The sequence below is a fragment of the Streptomyces sp. NPDC002784 genome, from assembly GCF_053592135.1.
Window position 1 is genome coordinate 16,644 of record NZ_JBSFVD010000029.1, and the last position, 19,628, is coordinate 36,271.

Below are 19,628 nucleotides of genomic sequence, written 5' to 3' on the forward strand. Positions count from 1 at the left end.
ACCCACCGGTCTCGAAGCCCCCCTTCCGTGCCCACTTCGAGACCCACCCGCAACACCCCGTACCGCACGTTCCGCCCCCTGGCCCCGTCACAGTCACAGAAGTCGGCGTCAACGGACCCAGGGGGCACGGACGATGGCACGGTACGGCACACGACGACGGTGGCGGGGCGCGGTGCTGGCGCTCACGACGGCGGGCCTCCTGCTCACGGGCTGCGGCCAGGGCAGCGGCGACCACGCGACGGACAGCACGGACAAGAACGGCGACTACCACCCGGCCCCGGCCCCCGACAGCGGCGGGCACGACGAGCGGGACGACGACGGCACGTCCCGGGACATCGCCCCGTCCCCCGACCACCTCTCCACCTTCGCCCTCGACGTCGACACCGCCTCCTACGGCTACGCCCGCCGCACCCTCGCCGAGGGCCGGCTGCCCGACCCCTGGACGGTCCGCCCCGAGGAGTTCGTCAACAGCTTCCGCCAGGACTACGACCGCCCCGACGGCGACGGCTTCTCCGTCACGGTCGACGGCGCGCGCACGGACCGGGAGGACTGGTCCCTGGTCCGCGTGGGCCTGGCCACCCGAGCCGCCCCGGACGAGGACCAACGCCCGCCCGCCGCCCTGACCTTCGTCATCGACATCTCGGGCTCGATGAGCGAGGAGGGCCGCCTCGACCTGGCCCAGGAGTCGCTGGGCGTGATGACGGACCGCCTGCGCGACGACGACTCGGTCGCGATCGTGACGTTCAGCGACGAGGCCGAGACGGTCCTGCCGATGACCCGGGTGGGCGGCCACCGCGACGACATCCACGACGCCGTCGACAGCCTGGAGCCGACCCTGTCGACCAACCTGCAAGCGGGCGTGGAGACCGGCTACGCCACCGCGGTGGAGGGCCTGCGCGAGGGCGCGACCAACCGGGTCGTCCTGATCTCCGACGCCCTCGCCAACACGGGCGCCACGGACGCCGACACCATCCTCGAACGCATCGAGGGCGCCCGCCGCGAACACGGCATCACCCTCTTCGGCGTCGGCGTCGGCAGCGACTACGGCGACGCCCTGATGGAACGCCTGGCGGACCGGGGCGACGGCCACACGGTGTACGTGTCGGGCGAGGAGGAGGCCCGCGAGGTCTTCAGCGAGCAGCTTCCGCGGAACATCGACCTCACCGCCCGCGACGCCAAGGCCCAGGTCGCCTTCGACCCGGAGACGGTCGCCGAGTTCCGCCTCGTCGGCTACGACAACCGCCGCGTCGCCGACGACGACTTCCGCGACGACCGGGTGGACGGCGGCGAGGTCGGCCCGGGCCACACCGTGACCGCCGTGTACGCCGTCCGCACCGTGCCCGGCGCCGACGGCCATCTCGCCACCGCCACCGTGCGCTGGCAGGACCCCGACACCCGCGCCCCGCACGAGGAGTCCGGCCGGCTGGAGCGGGCCTCGCTCCACGACGACCTCTGGAGCGCGAGCCCCCGCTTCCAGGTCACGGCCGTCGCGGCCTACTTCGCCGACGCCCTCCGCCGCGACGGCAACCGCCGGCCGGCGCTGCCCGGCGCGCCGCCCCTGCGCGAACTGGCCGGGCACGCCGGCACGCTGGCGGACACCACCGGGGACCGGGCGGTGCGGGACCTCGCCGCGACCATCCGCCGGGCCGTGCCCCTGGACCCCGAGGACTGACCGACCGCACACCGCCGGCAGCGCCGGACACACCGAAGGGCGGGACCACCGGACAACCGGTGGCCCCGCCCTCGTACCGGCGTCAGCGCTCGCTGTTCTCCGACAGGATCGACACGTCCTCCAGGAGGTGCGCCAGCGCGCCGTCCCGCTTGGTCTGCGTCGAGTTCTCGGCACACTGCTGGTTCATGTCGTCCGACAGGATCGGGAGGTCCTGGATCGAGACGATGTTGACGATGGGGACGTTGATGTCCTCCAGGGCGATGCAGGGCTTGTTGAAGGAGCCCTGGATGAGCGCCATCTGCGGGCTCATGTTGCCGTACGTGCTCGAGTTGCCGAAGCTCTGCATCGCCCCGTTGCCGTTCGAGGTGACCGGACCGCTGTCGTCACCGATCGCCAGCGCCTGCGGCGCCGTGGCAGCGGAGGCACCCACGACGGAGGCGGCGAGAGCCGCGGTGGCAATAACCTTCTTGATCACTGGCCAGTCCTTTCAGAGAAAAACGTGTGCACCGGAGCGCTCTGATCCAACTGATGGGGCGCGACTTGGTTTCTCCCGTTCACTCCGTCGGCCCACACCGGGGACGTTTGCCCGCACCGCTGGGACCGCGCGTTTCGACTCCGTGCGGGCCAACCGGGTGAATCCCCGCAACCAATCCCGACGCGCTCGGTTGATGAAGCCGTACGACATGCGTCGCTACGAGGAAAGGAACGCGAAGTGCTCAAGAAGGCAATGGTCGCCGCGGCGGCTGCCGCTTCTGTCATTGGTATGTCGGTGGCGGCGGCTCCCCAGGCGCTTGCCATCGGTGACGACTCCGGCCCGGCCGTGGCCAACGGCAACGGTGCCAGTTCGTCCTTCGGCAACTCGGCGACCAAGGGCGACATGAGCCCGCAGCTCTCGCTGGTCGACGGGACGCTGAACAAGCCGTGCGCCGCGCTGGAGGACATCAACGTCGCCGTCCTCAACATCGTGCCCATCCAGGACGTCCCGATCCTGTCGGACGACATGGCGCAGCAGTGCTCCGACAACTCCACGCAGGCCAAGCGCGATGGCGCGCTCTCGCACATCCTGGAGGACCTGTCGGTCCTGTCGGCGAACGGCGAGTCGAACTGAGCCGTGGCCTCACGCAGCCCGGGCGGTCCGCGGAATTCTCTGCGGGCCGCCCGGTCGCGTCAGGGAACGGACCCTCCGGGCGACGCGACGGTGTGCTCGTCGCTCTCCCGGCGGAGCGGGGGCGGCGTGGAACGAGGCATGCGAGTGAATTTCGCGGTGTCGCACGTTCCACGGCTTCCTCATCCGTGAATTGCTCGTTAGCAGGCTGCAGGTCATGGTGCGAGCCGTTCCAGCTCGCTTCGGCTTCGGCCGACAAAGGGGCATGACCGCTGAGAAGGGATAGTTCATGAAGAAGAGCGTTGCTGTTGTCGCGGGTGCCATCATGGCCATGGGCATGGCCACCCCGGCGTTCGCCGACGCGGAGGCCAAGGGTGCGGCCATCGGCTCCCCCGGCGTCCTGTCGGGCAATGTGGTCCAGATTCCCGTGCACGTTCCGATCAACGTGTGCGGCAACTCCGTGAACGTCATCGCCCTGCTGAACCCGGCGTTCGGCAACACCTGCGTCAACGACTGACGACGCAGCGCACCAGCCACTCCGCTTGTGGCACGGCCGGCCTCGGACGCCTTCTCCCCGTTCCGAGGCCGGCTTTTTTTTCCTTCACTTCTTCAAGCAGGAAGACAACGAGATTGCGACAGACCCTGAGCAGGGGAATGGTCGCGGCCGCAGCCGCGACAAGCATTCTGTCCCTGTGCGGTGCTCCCGCCCTCGCCGACACGAGCGCGGACGGGGGTGCCAAGGATTCGCCCGGCGTGGCGTCCGGCAACGACGTGTCGGCGCCGGTCGAGCTCCCGGTCAACGCCTGCGGCAACACCGTCGACGTGGTCGCCGCGCTCAACCCGTCCTTCGGCAACGACTGCGCCACGGCGGACGACGCGACGAAGCGCGGTGCGTACGGGGAGCCGTACGACGATTCCGGACACGGCGACGACGACCGCGACCACGGGGACGGGGACGGGGACGGGGGGTACGGCGACACGCCCCCGCCGAAACCGCCCACGACGCCCCCGGGCGGCGGCCACACTCCTCCGGGTGGCGGTCACACGCCCCCGGGTGGTGGCGGTCACACGCCACCGCCGTCCGGTGGGGAACAGACCCCTCCGCCGCCCGGTGGCGGTCACACGCCCCCGCCGCCCCCTGGCGGTGAGCACACCCCTCCGCCTCCGGCCGGTGAGCACACGCCGCCACCTCCCGGCGGGGGCCACAACGGGCCGGCGCCCATGCTGCCCGAGACCGGTAGCGCTGAGGGCATGCTGGCCGCGTCCGGTGCCAGTGCCGCGCTGATCGCGGGCGGGGCCGTTCTGTACCGGCGAGGACGGGCCGCGTCCCATCGGTGAGACGGACAACGGGTGCCGGACGTCCAGGACGTCCGGCACCCGTGGTGTGTGCGCCCGCGCACCTCAGTGACTGCCCGCCTTCTCGTCGTCGGCGACCGGCGCCTTCCCCTGCCGGACCACGCGCGCCTCGGCCGGCGGCACCGACCGCCGGCACAGGCGGCGCAGCCGGTCCAGCACGCGGCGCGACACGTGCCTGGTCCACAGGGTCCACATCGCCCGGCCCGGCGCCCGGTCGTCCGGGGCGTACCAGGCCGTCTCGCGGCCCTGCCGCGTCGGACGCAGGGCCGTCAACGGCGCGTAGTTCTCCACGACGAACAGCCGCCCCGGACGCGGTGACCCCTCCGGCAGCGGACGGTGGGTCAGGTCCAGGTGCAGGGCCCGTACGACGTCCAGCTCCGCGGTGTCGGTGAAGAGGCGGAACTGGGCGCCCGGGCGCGGGTTGAAGTCGAGCAGGTGGTACTGGCCCGTCGTGGCGCAGCGGCGGAAGTCGAGGTCGAGGATGCCGCGGTAACCGAGGTGTGCCACCAAGCCCGCCGCCAGCGCCCGCACTTGGGGGTCGGGAGTCCAGCGGCCCACCGCGGTCAGCCCCGCGCCGCGCGGCCAGGACAGGTGCTTCGCCCCCGTGCCGCCCGCCCGGAGGGCGCCCGCGCGGTCGACGTACCCGTGGAAGAACCAGTCCAGGTCCGGACCCGGCGGCAGGAACGCCTGGAGCAGCAGCTCGCTGCCCGCCTCCGCTGTGCGCGCGTACAGCTCCCGTGCCTGCTGCGCCGAGCGGATGATCGCCGTGCTGCGCAGCCCGCTGCCCGGCGGCAGCAGCCAGGGGCGGCTCCACTTCGCGACCACCGGCAGGCCCAGCCGCCAGGCGTCCGCCGCGGCCTCGGAGGCGCTGGCCGGGACGAGCGTGCGGGGGTGCGGTACGCCCGCCGCGGCGCAGATCCCCGCCAGCTCGGCCTTGTCGGCGACCCGCTCGGGCAGTGAACGGGGCTGCTGCGGCAGGAGATAGGCAGGGGAGAGCTCCGCGCCGAGCCGGCTCACCGCCACCGCGCCCGCGTCGTCCATCGGGATCAGCACGGCCGGCCTCGCGATCCCGGCGGCCACCCTGCGCAGCGCCCCCGCGATGTCGGCCGGGGCCGCACCGGGCGGCGGCGCCGGATGCACGCGGGTCACGAAACGGGAGCGGCGAACCGGGGACGCCGCGCAGTCGGCGACCACATGCACCTCCACGCCCGCCCGGCCCAGCGAGCGCACGGCGCCCAGCGTTCCGTGGTGAAAGGGATTCCGGTCGATCCGCAGCAGTACTGCGGGGATCCGGGTGTCGAACAGCGACACGGACTCAATTCCTTCGGTCGGGCGAGCGGGGCACTCGAAAGCCGTAACAACGGTGGCGTAATGCCTGTTCATATGACTGGGTGTCAGTAATGGGAAATACCGCGAGTGTGGAGAAAGGAGCAGGCATGGCCCCACAGCAGCGACCGTCCCGGTCCCGTCGGCGGCTGGCGTGTGTCGCGGTGGTCGTCGCCGCGTCCGCAGCCCTGGCGTCCGGTACGGGATTCGCCGCGGGCACGGGGGTGGGCCGGGTCGCCGATCCTCCCGCTCCGGCACCCACGGCCACCGCACAGGCGACCCCGGCACCCACGGTCACCGCGCAGGCGACTCCGGCACCCGCGGCGCCGCCCCAGCACACCCCCGCCTTCGGCGCCTACCTCGACTACAGCGCCCGGGGCGTCGACCGGATCGCCGAGCTCAGCCGCTGGCTGGACGGCGCCGACCTGCGGGTCGGCCACACGTACCTGCCCGGCGACCGGTGGAGCAACATCGAGGGCGCCCCCAACTTCCTGGAGGCCTGGGCCGACTGGCGGCGGGAACGGGACGACCGGATGTTCGTCCTCAACGTCCCCATGCAGGAGCGCAACGAGGAGGGAGTCTCCGACACCGAGGTCCGGCAGTTGCTGCGGCAGGGCGCGGCCGGCGCCTTCGACCGCCACTACCGCCGCCTCGCCGAGCGCCTGGTGGAGCTGAAGGTCCCGGACACGGTGATCGTGCTCGGCTGGGAGATGAACGGCATCACGTACACCCATCGCTGCGGCCCCGACCCGGAGGCGTGGAAGAAGTACTGGAACAGGATCGTCACCACCATGCGTGCGGTGCCGGGGCAGAAATTCCTGTTCGATTTCACCCCGACCCGGGGCCGGGACGCCGTTCCCTGGACGGAGTGCTATCCGGGCGACGACACGGTCGACATCATCGGAATGGACGCGTACGACCAGCCGCGCGGAATGCCGTTCGACGAACAGGTGAAGGAGCCCTACGGCCTCCAGGCGCACGTGGACTTCGCCAAAGCCCACGGCAAGCCCATTTCGTATCCGGAATGGGGACTCTTCCGCAACGGTGACAATCCCGAGTACATGCGGCGGATGCTCGCCTGGATGGACGAGCACAAGCCGCTGTACAACACGCTGACCGACTACTGCCCGCACGGTGTGTGGCAGTGCCGGGCCAACCCCGAGTCGGCGGAGATCTACCGCTCGGTCCTGTCCGGCCGTACGGACGTGCCGCAGCCCACGCCCGAGCCCACGCCGGAGCCGACCCCGGGCGAGCCCACCGCTCCGCCCGTCACCCCGCCGAACTGCTCGCCGCTGGAGTTGGGCGACTGGGTGGAGTACTGGCTCGGCGGGAAGCTGTGCCTGCGCTTCGACTGGTTCTCGCGCAACCGGTGAGCCCCCGGTGGTGGCGGGCCCGTCAGGACCTGCCGCCACCGTCGCGCTCCTTCCAGCGGCGCACCAGTTCCTTGCCCTGACGCCGGGCGGCGACCGCGCCCAGCGCCGCCGCCAGCAGCGGGGCGGTGCGCCGCCGGGCCAGCAGCAGCCGCCGGTTCTCCACCGGTTCGGGCCGCCAGTGGTGCTTGTACGGCTCATTGCCGCGCAGCAGGCTCAGCGTGCCGCGCGCGTACTCGGTGGACGCCTCCAGCAGCATCACCGCCACGTCCGCCTTGCGCTCCCGCAGACACGGATGGGCGCCGTACAGGTAGCCACCCGCCAGACTGGGCGACAGCAGCGTCAGATCGACGGCAACCACGTCGTCGGTTAGCCGGAACTCGGTGACGACCGCGTCCCCGCCGGCCACCATCGGGCCGACCGCGCGCACCAGATGGTCCCGGAAGCGGGGGCGCAGGTGCTCGGGCGTCACCTTGCGGCCCTGCCACTGGAGTTCGTGCAGCTCCAGCAGCCGCCGCAGCGCCTTGTCGACCTCGGCCGGCTCCACGACGTGCCGCTGGATGCCGAGCGCGGCCAGCCTGCGCAGCTTGGCGCGGGCGCGCTGCTGGGTCTTCGCCAGGGGCAGCCGGGCGATCAGCTCGGGCATCGGCGCGGCGGGCAGTTCCAGGCACAGGGAGTCGGGCACCCGGCTGCGCGGGCCCGGCCAGTGGTCGTAGATCCGCTCGGCCGCGCCGCCCGGGCGGACCTCGCGCAGATCGATCAGGGCCGTGCGGGCGGCTGCCGCCAGGCCGTCGGTGAGCGCGGCGACCGCCGGTTCGCCGCGCTCGTCGTCCAGCAGCACGTCCCCGTAGTCGGAGATCGCGCCGCCGAGCGGCACCAGCGCGGGCAGCGGGCGGCGCACCCGCATCAGCGGGGCGGCGGCGACGAGTTCGTCCCGGTCGCGGACCAGCACCACCCGGAGCCGCCCGGGACAGCCGTACGACAGCCACCAGGAGTGCAGCCAGGGGTGGCTCTGGAACGGGGTCGCGGTGGCGCAACTGCCGTACAGCCGCGACCAGTCGGCGGACAGGTCGGCGAAGGCGGCCTCGTCGGTGACGAGTTCGGTCGTGTACGTCACAGCTGTCCGCGGACGTCGGCGGCGGAGGCCGGGCCCGGTACGGCGGGACGCCCGGGGTCCGCGGCGCCGCGCCGGGGCCGCACCAGCAGCGCCAGGCCGCCGAGGAGTCCGCCCGCGCTCGCGCCGACCAGCCCGGTCACCCCGGCGGACGCCGAGGAGGGCTCGGTGGGCTCGGTGGCGCGGGCGAACTGCTGGAGCTCGACGTGGGTGGACTTCTCGACGTCGTTCGCGTGCCGGGTCAGGGCGCGGGAGACGGCGTTGGCCATGTCGGCGGCGAGATCGGCGCGCTCGGAGGTGGCGGTGACGGCGACCATCGGGGCGTCCGGGGAGGTCGCGGTCCGCACGCTCTCCTTCAGCGTCGACACCGGGACGCCCGCCCACACCTGGGCGTCCCCGAGCACCGCGAGCTGGGTGGCGACCCGGCCGTACGCCTGGGCGAAGCCGAGCGCGGAGACCGGGTCGGACTTCTCGCCGGGGACGGCGACGACATAGCTGGTGGCCGTGTAGGTCGGCGTCCTGACCAGGCCGTACGCGCCGCCGAGCAGGCCGCCGGCGAGGGCGCCGGCCACGATCAGGGACCACGGTGGCAGGGCTTTCGCGCGGACCAGGGGAGCGATCGGGCGGCGTTGCCCGGTGAGGGTGTCGGTCATGCGGGACTGACCTCCTGGGGTGACGGGGACGACGGGGCGGTGACGGTGCGGTACACGTCCATCAGCCGGGCGGCGCTGCGGGTGATGCCGTAGTGCAGGGCGGCCTCGGCGGGGGTGCGCGGCCGGGGGCCCTCGGCGCGGGTCGCGGCGAGGGCGCGGGCGAACTCCTCGGGGCCGCCCCGGACCCGGCGGGCGGCCGGCGCGGCCTCGGCGGGGATGTCCTCGATCGCCGGGCAGGAGGTGTAGAGCACGGGCAGTCCGCTCGCCAGCGCCTCCACGGCGGCCAGGCCGAACGCCTCCTCCGGGGAGGGGGAGGCGAAGACGTCCATCGCGGCCGTGAGGGAGGGCAGGTCCGGGCCGGGGGAGCCGTCGGGGACGTAGGGGCGTTCGCCGGTGAACAGGACCCGGTCGGCGACCCGGGCCTCGTGCGCGGTACGGCGCAGGACGCTCTCCTCGGGGCCGCCGCCGACCAGCAGCAGCCAGCAATCCTCGGGGAGATGGGCGAGGGCTCGCACCAGGGTGCCGAAGTGCTTGCCCGCGGCGAGCCGGCCGATGCCGCCGATGACGTACGCGTCCTCGGGCAGCCCGAGACGGCGGCGGGTGCGCACGCGCCGCGCCGGGTCGAAGCGGAAGCGGTCCAGGTCGATGCCGTTGGGGACGACCTCGATCCGGGGTGCGGGCACCCCCCAGCGCTTGAGGCGGTCGGCGACGGTGGGCGACACGGCGACCGTCTTGCGGCCGAGGCGTTCGCCCGCCAGGTACAGGGCGCGCACCCCCGGGCTGAGCCGCCGCCCCTCCATCTGCGAGTCGCCGAGGGAGTGTTCGGTGGCCACGACCGCCCTGACGCCGGCGGTGCGGGCGGCGAGCCGGCCGTAGAGGCAGGCGCGGTAGAGGTGGGTGTGGACCAGGTCGTAGCCGCCGGTGCGGATCAGGCGGGTCAGCCGGGGCAGGGCGGCGAGATCGCGGTTGCCGGCCATGCCGAGGTGGACGACGCGCACGCCGTCGGCGACCAGGCCGTCGGCGACCGCGCCCGGGTTGGTGAGCGTGACGACATCGCAGTCGACCAGCAAGTGCCGCAGCAGCAGCCGCAGTTGCTGCTCGGCGCCGCCCACCCCGAGACCGGTGATGATGTGCAGGGCCTTCACCGCAGGCCCGCCACGGGGCGTCGGCGCAGCCGGTGCAGACGGTGCTTGAGATAGAGGCGTACGGCGGTGTCGTTCTGGCCGACGTGGACGCGGGGGAGGGCGTGCAGGGAGGTGAGCGGGCCGGGATCGATGGCGCAGGCGTAGGTGTAGCCGGCCGCCCGGACCGCCTCGACGGCGCGGGCGTCGACCGTGCCGTACGGGTAGCAGAAGCCGTCGACCGGAGCACCGGTCAGCTCCGAGAGCAGCGCTCTGCTCTCGGCGGTCTCGGCGCGCAGCAGGGCGTCGTCGGCCTGCGTCAGGTCGACATGGGTCAGGCCGTGCGAGCCGATCTCCACTCCGGCCTCGGCGGCGTGCCGGATGCCGTCGGCGGTCAGCAGCGGCTTGCGCGGGCCGAGCGGGTCCCAGGCGTTGTCGCCGCCGAGCCTGCCGGGCAGGACGAACAGGGTGGCGCCGCAGTCGTGTCGGCGCAGCACGGGCAGGGCGTGGTCGACGAAGTCGGCGTACCCGTCGTCGAAGGTGAGCCCGACCAGGCCGTGCCCCTCGCCCCGGGCGCGGGCGGCGAGCAGGGCGGCCACGGACACGCCCCGCAGGCCCCGGCGGCGCAGCCGGCCGAGCTGTTCGCCGAGGCGCTCGGGGGTGACGGTGATCCGGTAGGGGTCGTCGGAGCAGTCGCCCACGGAGTGGTACATCGCCACCCACGGGGCCGGTCCTGGGCGGGGCCCGAGGCGGGGGCCGGTGTCAACGGAGACGGACATGGCGGAGCCTTTGCGTGACGGTGCGGACAGGGGCGAGGCCTTGGGCGCCGAGGGCCCAGCCGGTCAGGAGGAACACGCCGGTCACGGTCGTGGCCCCGGCGGCCAGGGCGGGCAGGGCGGTGTCGAAGCGGGCGGCGGCCAGGGCGCCGGCGGCGGTGGCGAGCACCGCGGCCGCTGTCGGCCTGCTCAGTTCGCCCAGCACCCGCCGGGTGCCGATCGGGACGGCCCGCCGGCGCATTCCGGCGAGCAGCAGCAGGGCGGTGACGGTGATGCCGGCGGCGTTGGCGGCGGCGATCCCGGCCACGCCCCAGGGCGCCACGGACCAGGCGCCCAGGCAGCAGGTGACGGCGATGCCGACGGTCATCGTCGCGAGCGGGTACCAGCTGGGGCGGCCCGCCGAGAAGTAGGAGCGGATCAGGGCGCCGGTCAGGGTCTGGCCGAGCAGCCCGAGGGCGTACACGCGCATGACGTCCGCCGTAGCCGCCGTGTCCCGGGCGGTGAACGCGCCGCGCTGGAAGAGGAGTTCGACGATCTGCGGGGCGCAGGCGATGACCGTGGCGGCACCGAGCAGCACCACGCAGGCGGCCAGCGCCAGATCGCGCTCCACCCGGACGCGGGCCCGCTCGAAGTCGCCCTCGGCCACCGCCCGCGCCACCACCGGGAAGGTGACCGTGCACAGCATCAGCGAGAGCGTCATCGGGATCTGGGCCACCTTCTGCGCGTAGTTCAGATGCGAGATGGACCCGGCGGGCAGCGTGGAGGCGAGGAAACGCTCGATGAGCACCTGGGACTGACGGCACAGCGCGAACAGCAGCACCGACGCGACCAGCCCGAGCGACACCGCCTGAGCGTCGCCGGGCGCCGCCTCCGAAGCGACCGGCTTGCGCCGCAGCTGCCGCAGCACGAACGGCAGTTGGATGACGACCATCAAGGCGCCGCCCACCGCGACCCCGACCGCCGCCGAACGCACCCCCCAGTGGCCGCCGAGGACGAACATCGCCGTGATGATGCCGGTGTTGTACGCCACGTAGATCGCGGCCGGCGCCAGGAAGCGGCGGTGCGCCCGCAGGGCCGCGCTGCAGTACCCGGCGAGCCCGAAGCTCAGCACGCAGGTCGCGGTCAGGCGGGTGCAGTCGACGGCGAGCGAGGGGTCGGGCAGGCCGGGGGCGAGGGCCTCGACCAGGTAGGGGGCGGTCGCGACGACCAGGCCCGCCGCGGCGACCAGGGTGAGCGTCAGCTTCGGCAGCGTGGTGGCGACCAGGGAGCGGACCGGGTCGCCGGGGGCGCCCTGGGCGCGGCGGGCGAGCGCCAGGCTGAACGCGGGGACCAGGGCGAAGGCCAGCCCGTCCTCGATCAGCAGGGTCGAGGCGAACTCCGGCACCGTCCAGGCGACGAGGAAGGCGTCCGTCTCGGTGCCCGCCCCGAACAGCCGGGCCAGCGCCTGGTCGCGGGCCAGCCCCAGCAGGGCGCCGGCGATGGACAGCACGGCGGTGAGCAGGGTGGCCCGGGCCAGGAACTTCCCGGAGACGGGGGCGAGTCCGGTGCCGTCCCGCACCGGCCCCGGCTCCCCGGAGCGCGCCGGGGGCAGGATCGCCGGGCCGTCGGCTCCGGTCCGCGGAGGCGTCACCGTCATCGTGCCGGGCCCTCCCCGGTCCTCGGGGCCAGTGCCCACCACGCCACGAGGCCCAGGCAGACCGCGGTCAGCACGGTCGAGGGACCGCCGATGTCGGCGTACGCGAAGTCGGTCAGCTGCCACACCAGCAGCCCGCAGGCGACGAGCCCGCAGTCCGGGGCGGTCGTCCCGCGGAGCCTGCGCAGGGCGCACACCAGCAGTGCCAGCCAGCCGCCCGCGAGCGCGAGCAGGCCGATCAGACCCTGCTCGGCGAGGACGAGGAGGTACATGTTGTGCGGGGACAGCAGCGGCTGCTTGCGGAACCCGGCGCCCGCGCCCTCGGTGTCGCTCGCGGCGGACAGCGCCAGGGAGGCGTGCGCGTCCCGGTGCTCGGGGAAACCCTTCAGTCCGACGCCGGTCAGCGGCTGTTCGCGCCACATGCCGGCGGCGGCCGCCCACATCGTGTACCGGTCGGTGACGGACTGGTCGGGGGCGTCGGTGACCTGGGTGATGCTGCTGATCCGCTGCTGCAGCATCGCCGAGCCGAGGCCGAACCCGCCCACCAGGATCACGGCCACCGCCGTCACCGCCGCGGCCACCGTCAGCGCCCGGCGCGGCCCGGCGAGCGCCAGCTGCAGCGTGCAGGCCACCGCGGTCGCGATCCAGGCGCCCCGGCTGAAGGAGAGGGCGAGCGGCAGGAGCAGGGCGAGGGCGCAGCCGGCGGCGATCATCCGCTGCCGTACCGGCGTGCGGCCGAGCGCCAGACCCAGCGCGCACACCAGGCCCAGGGAGACCACGGTCGCCATCCCCATCACGTCCTGCGCCCCGAAGGTGCCGACCGCCCGGACCGGCTCGCCCTGGTAGGAGGCGCCGGTGCCGGTCACGTACTGGTGCACCCCCAGGGCCCCCTGCCACCCGGCGAGGGCGACGAACGACCAGGCCAGCAGCCGGAAGTCGGACCGGTCCCGGAGCAGCAGCAGGACGGCCGCCGGGACCAGGACGAAGACCTGGAGATAGCGGCCCATGCCGGTGAGCCCCGCACCCGGCGAGGCCGCGCCCATGGCCGCGACCGCGAGCCCCAGCACGGGCAGGCCGAGGACCACGGCGGCCGTACGGGACAGGGGGCGCCGCCGGTCCCGTACGACCCGGACCGCGCAGTACAGCACCACCAGTGCGGACAGCGCGTCGGCCGGGCCGGCGCCGCCCTCGCCGCCGGCGCCGAGGGGCAGGGCGAGCAGGGCGACGACCGCCACCAGGGGCAGGGCCGGGGTGAGGGCGGGGTGGGCCCGGGGCGGGGTGAGGGCGAGGCCGGCCACCGGTTCAGCTTCCCGTCGGGCGGACGAGGGCGGACGCCGTGCGCAGCAGGATGCAGATGTCCTGCCACAGCGACCAGTTGTCGATGTAGGCGTTGTCGAAGCGGGCCCGGTCCTCGATGGAGGTGTCACCGCGCAGCCCGTGGATCTGGGCCAGCCCGGTGATACCGGTCTGCATCCGGTGGCGGGCCGCGTAGCCGGGGTAGGTCTGGCTGAACTTCCCCACGAAGTACGGGCGTTCGGGCCGCGGTCCGACCAGGCTCATGTCGCCCCGCAGCACGTTCCACAGCTGGAGCAGCTCGTCCAGCGAGGTGCGGCGCAGGAAGCGGCAGAACCACGACATGCGCGCCTCGCCGGCGACGCTCCAGCGGGTGGCCGCCTCGTGCTCGTCGACCGGGCGGTGGGTGCGGAACTTCAGCAGGGTGAAGGGGCGCCCGTCCTTGCCGATGCGCTCCTGCCGGAAGACCACCCCGGGCCCGTCGGTCAGCCGCAGCACCACCGCGCAGAGCAGCAGCATCGGGCTGACCAGCAGCAGCAGCGCCCCGGACACCGTGATGTCCAGGGCCCGCTTGCCCGCGCTGCCGCGGCGCCGGGTGGTGCCCAGGTCGAGGCGGCGGCAGGCGAACCCGGCGAGCTGGTCGCGGGTGGCGTACGTCGGGGAGTCCGCGTCGACCTCCCACACCGCGCACCCCGACCCGGCGAGCGCCCGCAGCAGCGGCGCCCGTTCGGACCGTACGGAGGGGTGCACGGCGAGGACGTCACGGACGCCGTTCTGGATCAGGGCCCGCTCGACCTCCTCGCCGGTGGTCAGCACGGGCAGCCCTTCGGTGCCGTCCGGGTCGTCGGCGACGATGCCCACCGGCCGCACCCCGCACCGCGGGTGGCGCAGCACGCCGTCGGCCACGCGCTGGGCGGTGGCCGCCGGGCCGATGACGAGGGCGGCGCGCGGCCGGGCGAGCAGCGCGCCGGCCCGGTGCCGGTGCACCAGACCGCGGGCCGCGCAGCCGGCCGCCGCATGGGTCAGGAAGCCGAGCGCGAGGGTGCGCGCGGAGAGCGCCTGGTCCGGGGTGTACGCGGCGACCGCGGTCGCCAGCGCCAGCCAGGCCACCGCGGTCCGGCCGCAGATGGCGGGCAGTTCGTCGAGTACGCCGGTCGCGGTCCGGGACGGCTGCGGGCGCAGCAGCAGCGCGGCGGCCACCAGCAGCGCGGCCGGCAGCGGGCGGAGCTGGGCGCCGGTGAGCGCCCAGGCGCCCAGCAGGGCGGCGGCGGTGTCGGCAGCCAGCAGCGGTACGGGGGAGGCGGGCCGCGGGCGGGGTCTGCGGGCCGGGAAGCGGAACCCCGGGGCCGCGCCGCGCGGCGGCATGAGGGAGACGGGCGAGGCAGGCAGGTCCCGTGGCTGCCCGCCGGGCGAGGGGACGGTGCTGTCGGCAGTCACGAGTGGATGGACTCCCTGTGCTCGGTGGGCACGCGGCGGGCCAGCAGGTCCTGGTAGACCTCCGCGACCGCCTCGGCCGTGTGCCGCGTGTCGTGCGTGGACCGGACGTGCCGGCGCCCCTGATGGCCGAGGGACTCGCGCAGCAGCGGGTCGCGCAGCAGTTCGGTGACGGCCGTGGCCAGCCGGGCCGGGTCGCGCGGCGGCACCAGGCAGTGCGGCTCCAGCGAGGGGGGCAGGCTCTCCCGGGCGCCGTCCACATCGGTCACCACCACCGGACGCCCGCACGCCATCGCCTCCAGCGGGGCGAGCGCCATGCCCTCCCAGCGCGAGGGCAGGACGACGAGATCGGCGGCCTGGTACCAGGGGCCGGCGTCGGTGACGGGCCCCGCGAACAGCACCGACTCGGGCGCCCGGGCCCGCAGTGACCCGGCGTCGGGGCCGTCGCCGACCAGCACGAGCCGGGCCCCGGGCACCCGTTCCGCCACCGAGTCCCACGCCCGCAGCAGGACGTCCTGCCCCTTCTGCCGGCACAGCCGTCCCACGCACACCACAAGCGGCGCCCCGGGATCGACGTCCGGCAGCAGCCCGGCGCGTACGGGGCCCGCGGCGGCGGGGCGGAAATGCTCGGGGTCGATGCCGTTGGGGATGACCGTGTACCGGCCGCGGATCCCGGCGCGTACCCCGGTCACCCGCTCCGCCTCGCTCACACACACCACGCGTGAGGCCCAACGGGCTGCCTGGCGCTCCCAGTTGAGCGCGAAGGCGGCCATGGCGCCGCCGACCGCCGCGAACGACCAGGCGTGCGGCTGGAAGACGGTCGGGATCCGCCCGCGTACCGCGAGCCGTCCGGCGAGCCCGGCCTTGGCGCTGTGCGCGTGCACCAGATCGGGCCGTGCCGCCTCGATCACCTGCGTCAGACGCCGTACCTCTCGAACAAGAGTCGGGCCCGGCGCACGACTTGCGGGCCAGGCGTGTACGTCGGCGCCGAGCGCCCCCAGGGTCGCGCTCAGCGGACTGTCGGGGCAGGCGACCGTGACGTGCAGTCCGGTGGTGAGCTGGGCGCGTACCAGGTCCGTCACGACCCGGGCGACCCCGCCCTCCACGGGCTGGGTCAGATGGAGGACCCGAGGCGGAGGGTCGGTGGCTGACAGGTGCATTGCGCGGTTTCCTCGCTCACGGGTGTCGCGGGGGACGGGCGGGATCGCGCCCCGGCTCTGGGCGTCGACGGCGACCAGAAGCGCGCCGGCGCACACTGCGTCCCGCTGGGAAACGAGCCGGACGGCCCACGGGTCACCACCGGCTCGCGGTGCCGTGCTCGGTTCGAACAGGGCGGAGCCGTGGCGGGCCCAGACAGTGGCGCATCACCGGGATGCCTTTCGGGAGAACGGCGAGGGGACGGTGCGATGGGCTGGCAATAGGGGCGCGTCTGGAGGCCCGCAACTCTAGTTGCTATCCGTATTAATCCGTCGAAACCGGACAAGTGTGTCGGATTGGTGAAGCCGGACTGGTCACCGGATCACCCCATTGGCGGCACAACCCCGGTGCGCGTTGCGCGTTGACACAGCGCCGGGCATCCCCGCCCGGCTGTTTGTGTCAACCCCAAGGAGCACCTCTCCATGTCGCGTATCGCGAAGGGCCTGGTCCTTACGTCCGTTGCCGCCGCGGCCGTTGCGGGCGGCGCCGGCATCGCCGCCGCCGACGCCGACGCGAAGGCCGTCGCCGCCCACTCCCCGGGCGTCCTGTCGGGCAACGTCCTCCAGGTCCCGGTCCACATCCCGGTCAACGTCTGCGGCAACACGATCAACGTGATCGGTCTGCTGAACCCGGCGTTCGGCAACACCTGCATCAACGACTGACGTCGTCGCCAGACCTTCTGACCGGCCGCACTTCCGTGGATCCGCCACGGTGGGGCGGCCGGTTCGCGTTACCCCGAACGGGGCATCCCCGCACCGACTCGCACGGGCAGCCTTGACACGCCTTTCATCAGGCATGACGCCGTCCGTACGGCGTACGGGTGGTGACCGGAGGCGCTCGAACGGTTGCAGAGCGCGAGGGGCGATCTCACGGTGGGCACAAGAAGGAAGCACCACCGAAAGGAACACCCATGCGTGCTCTGCCCGCACGGCGTATCGCGTCCTCCGCGCTGTGCGCCACCCTCCTGCTCGGAATCGCCGGTCCAGCCGCGATGGCCGCCGACGACTCCGCCCGTGAGCGCACCCATGCGGCGTCCCACGCGCCCGTCCCCGACGCGGAAGCGCTTCTCGCCCAGGTCAAGTCCCTGGGCGACATCGGTGGTGTGCTCACGCCGGTCACCGACCTGCTGACCGGCGTGCTCAAGGCCGACGAGGGCCGGCTGTCCGCCGCGGACGCCGAGAAGCTCGGCAAGGCCGCCAAGGACGCCATCGCCAAGGTCTCGGCCGCCGCTCCGGCCGCGAACCTCTCGGCGACCTCGACCGTCCCCACCCCGCCGGCTGTTCCCACTGCCCCGGCTGTCCCCACTGCCCCGGCTGTCCCCACTGCCCCGGCTGTTCCCACGGCCCCGGCTGTTCCCACGGCGCCGGACGTGCCGGCCGTCCCCACGGCGCCCAGCACCCCCGCCGCGCCCAGCGCGTCGGCCGCGCCCGCGCTGCCCGCCGCGCCGAGCCTGCCGGCCACGCTGCCGACGCTCAGCAAGGGCGACGACGCCAAGGCGCCCGTCGCGCAGGTCCCCGCCGACCTCGTCGGGGACGCCCTGGCCGCCCTCCAGAAGGGCGTCGACTCCCTGCTCGCCGCCCTCACCGACGGCGACGTCGGCAAGGTGACCTCGTCCGTCACCGGGCTGCTGACCGATCTGGTCGACGTGGTCGCCGCCACCCTGCTCGGCGGCAAGCTGCCCGCCCCGACCCTGGCCGGGCTGCCGCAACTGCCGAGCGCACCCGCCGCACCGGCCGCTCCGGCGCTCACCTCCTAGCACACGGAGACACCGCAAAAAGCCGTTGTGCCGGTCGACTTGACCGGCACAACGGCTTTCCGTATTTCTCTCCGTCTTTCTTGGATCTCATATGAGGATGCGGGCCCAGGGTTTCCGGTCCGTCGCCAGGTCGTTAGGCACGGCGTCAGAATTCCCTGCGGCGACTGTGAGTTGCCGAAGAAAGGAACACGATGAAGTCCCTGAAGGCCGCCGCTGTCGTTGCCGGTTCCCTGGTCGTCGCCGGTGCCGCCGCGCCCGCGTTCGCCCACAGCACCGCCGACCTCACGCCCACCAGCCTCAACGGCGCCTGGAACACGCTCACCAGTGGCCGCCTGTCGCCCGCTGACGCGATGCCGCTCCAGAACCAGTCGAACGCGCTCAACACCGAGAACAAGGACTCCATGCTCAGCACCGTGAAGGACGCCACCACCACCCTGAACCAGAGCGGACTGCTCGGCGGGCTCCCCTTGCAGAGCTGAATTCGGCAATTCCGCACCGAGATCGGCCGATTTCGTGGCGCACGGAATCGGCGCTCGGTATGTGCCGCCGAGTCGCCGGGCCTCGTTCGAGGCACGGGTAACTCGTTCGTGTGGACAGCAGGCGGGACGTCGCCCGGTCGGGTGAGAAGTGTTCCGGAGCCGTTCCGGTGCGTCGATAAGGTCGCGCGGTGACCTCAACCTCAAGCGAAAGCCACGCTTTCCGTGCCGCCGACCTCGGCACGCTCGTCGTGATGGCCTGGAGCGGCGAGGCCCCCGGTGGCGACATGCCCTATCTGCTCGCCTACACCCTCGGCGACGGTGCCGGGGGACCGGAGGGCTCGGTCGACGCCGTAACGGCGCTGCTGGAGAACAACGGACTGCCGGTCGACGGGGACCTCGTCGACGGGGCGGCCCAGCCCAGCCTCCCGGTCAGCCTGCTCGTCGAGGGCGGACAGGCCGTCGTCAGCATGCCCGGCTTCAACTGCCGGTGCGCTCCGCCCCAGGAGTGGCTGGAGGCCGTCGCCGAACGCGGTTACGCCTATTTCGTGTTCACCACCCGGCCCTGGCCCGAGGCCCAGCCCGGCAAGCCGATCGCGCCCGAGGCGCTGGCCGAGTTCGTCGGCGCCGACGAGACCCTGAACGCCGCCGCGCACATCGTGCTCCCGGCCCGCACCCCGCGCGGCTGATGGCCACGGCCGCGGGACGGACCGCGCGGACCGTGGGCGCGGGGCGGGGGTTCGCCCTGCTGCTGGTGCTCACCGGCGCCGCCGGGCTGCTGGCCTCCTGGGTCATCACCATCGACAAGTTCAAGCTGCTGGAGGACCCGGACTTCACCCCGGGATGCAGCCTGAACCCGGTGGTGTCCTGCGGCAGCGTGATGGAGAGCGACCAGGCCGAGGCCTTCGGATTCCCCAACCCGATGCTGGGCCTGGTCACTTACGCCGTCGTCGGCTGCGTCGGCGTCAGCCTGCTGGCCGGTGCCCGGTTCCCGCGCTGGTACTGGCTGACCCTCGCCGCGGGCTGTCTGTTCGGCGTCGGGTTCGTGTCCTGGCTCCAGTACGAGTCGCTGTACCGGATCAACGCCCTGTGCCTGTGGTGCTGTCTGGCGTGGATCGCCACCATCGTCCTCTTCTGGTACGTCACCTCGCTCGTCGTGCGCGAGCGGCTGCTGCCCGCGCCGGGCCGGGCGGTCGCCTTCCTCGGCGAGTTCACCTGGGTGCTCGCGGTGGTGCACCTCGGGGTGGTCGGGATGCTGATCCTCACCCGCTGGTGGGACTTCTGGACGAGCTGACAGGACGTAGGTCGTACTACTGCGGCGATCGGGGGAATTGTGCGCTGGAGGT

The 19,628-nt window shown here is 73.5% G+C and carries 20 protein-coding genes; 10 read left to right on the top strand and 10 right to left on the bottom strand.

Annotation, left to right across the window (positions count from 1 at the left end; genetic code table 11):
• Positions 1-133: 133 nt before the first annotated feature.
• The gene (locus ACWD1Z_RS32075) at positions 134-1,672 is read left to right on the top strand and encodes a YfbK domain-containing protein (RefSeq protein WP_451123519.1); all 1,539 of its coding nucleotides are present in this window, start codon (positions 134-136) and stop codon (positions 1,670-1,672) included.
• An 82-nt stretch (positions 1,673-1,754) separates the two neighbouring features.
• On the opposite strand, the gene ACWD1Z_RS32080 is transcribed toward ACWD1Z_RS32075, so the two are convergent.
• Positions 1,755-2,147 carry a rodlin gene (locus ACWD1Z_RS32080; RefSeq protein ID WP_451123521.1) on the bottom strand — a complete coding sequence of 131 codons (393 nt, stop codon included), beginning with the start codon at positions 2,145-2,147 and terminating at the stop codon, positions 1,755-1,757.
• 237 nt (positions 2,148-2,384) lie between these two features.
• On the opposite strand from ACWD1Z_RS32080, the gene rdlA reads away from it, so the two are divergent.
• The 3 genes from rdlA (at position 2,385) to ACWD1Z_RS32095 (ending at position 4,115) form a co-directional block, all read left to right on the top strand.
• Positions 2,385-2,780, top strand: coding sequence for a rodlin RdlA (gene rdlA / locus ACWD1Z_RS32085; protein WP_451123523.1), 396 nt, complete (start codon positions 2,385-2,387; stop codon positions 2,778-2,780).
• Positions 2,781-3,066: 286 nt separating this feature from the next.
• Positions 3,067-3,294 (top strand): chaplin, encoded by a 228-nt coding sequence (locus ACWD1Z_RS32090; RefSeq protein WP_451123525.1) that lies wholly within the window; start codon positions 3,067-3,069, stop codon positions 3,292-3,294.
• Positions 3,295-3,431: 137 nt separating this feature from the next.
• Positions 3,432-4,115: a chaplin gene (locus ACWD1Z_RS32095; RefSeq protein WP_451123527.1), complete on the top strand. Its 684-nt coding sequence runs from the start codon at positions 3,432-3,434 to the stop codon at positions 4,113-4,115.
• Positions 4,116-4,178: 63 nt separating this feature from the next.
• Here ACWD1Z_RS32095 and ACWD1Z_RS32100 read toward each other — a convergent pair whose 3' ends face one another.
• Positions 4,179-5,444: a carboxylate--amine ligase gene (locus ACWD1Z_RS32100; RefSeq protein WP_451123529.1), complete on the bottom strand. Its 1,266-nt coding sequence runs from the start codon at positions 5,442-5,444 to the stop codon at positions 4,179-4,181.
• A 125-nt stretch (positions 5,445-5,569) separates the two neighbouring features.
• Between ACWD1Z_RS32100 and ACWD1Z_RS32105 the strand changes: the two genes are divergently transcribed.
• On the top strand, positions 5,570-6,832 hold the full coding sequence (locus ACWD1Z_RS32105; RefSeq protein ID WP_451123531.1) for a glycoside hydrolase family 26 protein: 1,263 nt from the start codon (positions 5,570-5,572) through the stop codon (positions 6,830-6,832).
• Between the two features lie 22 nt (positions 6,833-6,854).
• On the opposite strand, the gene ACWD1Z_RS32110 is transcribed toward ACWD1Z_RS32105, so the two are convergent.
• From ACWD1Z_RS32110 to ACWD1Z_RS32145, 8 genes are read right to left on the bottom strand one after another with little or no spacing between them, the layout of a single operon-like run.
• Positions 6,855-7,946, bottom strand: coding sequence for a GNAT family N-acetyltransferase (locus tag ACWD1Z_RS32110; RefSeq protein WP_451123533.1), 1,092 nt, complete (start codon positions 7,944-7,946; stop codon positions 6,855-6,857).
• A complete protein-coding gene (locus ACWD1Z_RS32115) occupies positions 7,943-8,596 on the bottom strand; it encodes a lipopolysaccharide biosynthesis protein (protein ID WP_451123535.1) in 654 nt (217 codons plus the stop codon). The genes ACWD1Z_RS32110 and ACWD1Z_RS32115 overlap by 4 nt, the downstream gene beginning before the upstream one ends.
• On the bottom strand, positions 8,593-9,741 hold the full coding sequence (locus ACWD1Z_RS32120; RefSeq protein ID WP_451123537.1) for a glycosyltransferase: 1,149 nt from the start codon (positions 9,739-9,741) through the stop codon (positions 8,593-8,595). The genes ACWD1Z_RS32115 and ACWD1Z_RS32120 overlap by 4 nt, the downstream gene beginning before the upstream one ends.
• Positions 9,738-10,496, bottom strand: a complete 759-nt coding sequence (locus ACWD1Z_RS32125) for a polysaccharide deacetylase family protein (protein ID WP_451123539.1) — start codon at positions 10,494-10,496, stop codon at positions 9,738-9,740. Before ACWD1Z_RS32125 ends, ACWD1Z_RS32120 begins: the two co-directional genes overlap by 4 nt.
• The gene (gene murJ / locus ACWD1Z_RS32130) at positions 10,480-12,129 is read right to left on the bottom strand and encodes a murein biosynthesis integral membrane protein MurJ (protein WP_451123541.1); all 1,650 of its coding nucleotides are present in this window, start codon (positions 12,127-12,129) and stop codon (positions 10,480-10,482) included. Before murJ ends, ACWD1Z_RS32125 begins: the two co-directional genes overlap by 17 nt.
• On the bottom strand, positions 12,126-13,424 hold the full coding sequence (locus ACWD1Z_RS32135; RefSeq protein WP_451123543.1) for an O-antigen ligase family protein: 1,299 nt from the start codon (positions 13,422-13,424) through the stop codon (positions 12,126-12,128). Before ACWD1Z_RS32135 ends, murJ begins: the two co-directional genes overlap by 4 nt.
• Before the next feature lie 4 nt (positions 13,425-13,428).
• Complete coding sequence (locus ACWD1Z_RS32140) at positions 13,429-14,856, bottom strand: sugar transferase (RefSeq protein WP_451123545.1); 1,428 nt, start codon at positions 14,854-14,856, stop codon at positions 13,429-13,431.
• Entirely contained in the window at positions 14,853-16,013 is a 1,161-nt protein-coding gene (locus ACWD1Z_RS32145; protein ID WP_451123547.1) for a glycosyltransferase, read from the bottom strand. Before ACWD1Z_RS32145 ends, ACWD1Z_RS32140 begins: the two co-directional genes overlap by 4 nt.
• Positions 16,014-16,472: 459 nt before the next feature.
• On the opposite strand from ACWD1Z_RS32145, the gene chpG reads away from it, so the two are divergent.
• From chpG to ACWD1Z_RS32170, 5 genes are all read left to right on the top strand, one after another.
• Positions 16,473-16,712: a chaplin ChpG gene (chpG, locus tag ACWD1Z_RS32150; protein ID WP_389415936.1), complete on the top strand. Its 240-nt coding sequence runs from the start codon at positions 16,473-16,475 to the stop codon at positions 16,710-16,712.
• A gap of 248 nt (positions 16,713-16,960) precedes the next feature.
• A complete protein-coding gene (locus tag ACWD1Z_RS32155) occupies positions 16,961-17,806 on the top strand; it encodes a hypothetical protein (RefSeq protein ID WP_451123549.1) in 846 nt (281 codons plus the stop codon).
• A gap of 191 nt (positions 17,807-17,997) precedes the next feature.
• A complete protein-coding gene (locus ACWD1Z_RS32160) occupies positions 17,998-18,285 on the top strand; it encodes a hypothetical protein (protein ID WP_451123551.1) in 288 nt (95 codons plus the stop codon).
• 188 nt (positions 18,286-18,473) lie between these two features.
• Complete coding sequence (locus ACWD1Z_RS32165) at positions 18,474-18,971, top strand: DUF5949 family protein (RefSeq protein WP_451123553.1); 498 nt, start codon at positions 18,474-18,476, stop codon at positions 18,969-18,971.
• Positions 18,971-19,576 (top strand): vitamin K epoxide reductase family protein, encoded by a 606-nt coding sequence (locus ACWD1Z_RS32170; protein WP_451123555.1) that lies wholly within the window; start codon positions 18,971-18,973, stop codon positions 19,574-19,576. The genes ACWD1Z_RS32165 and ACWD1Z_RS32170 overlap by 1 nt, the downstream gene beginning before the upstream one ends.
• Positions 19,577-19,628 lie beyond the last annotated feature (52 nt).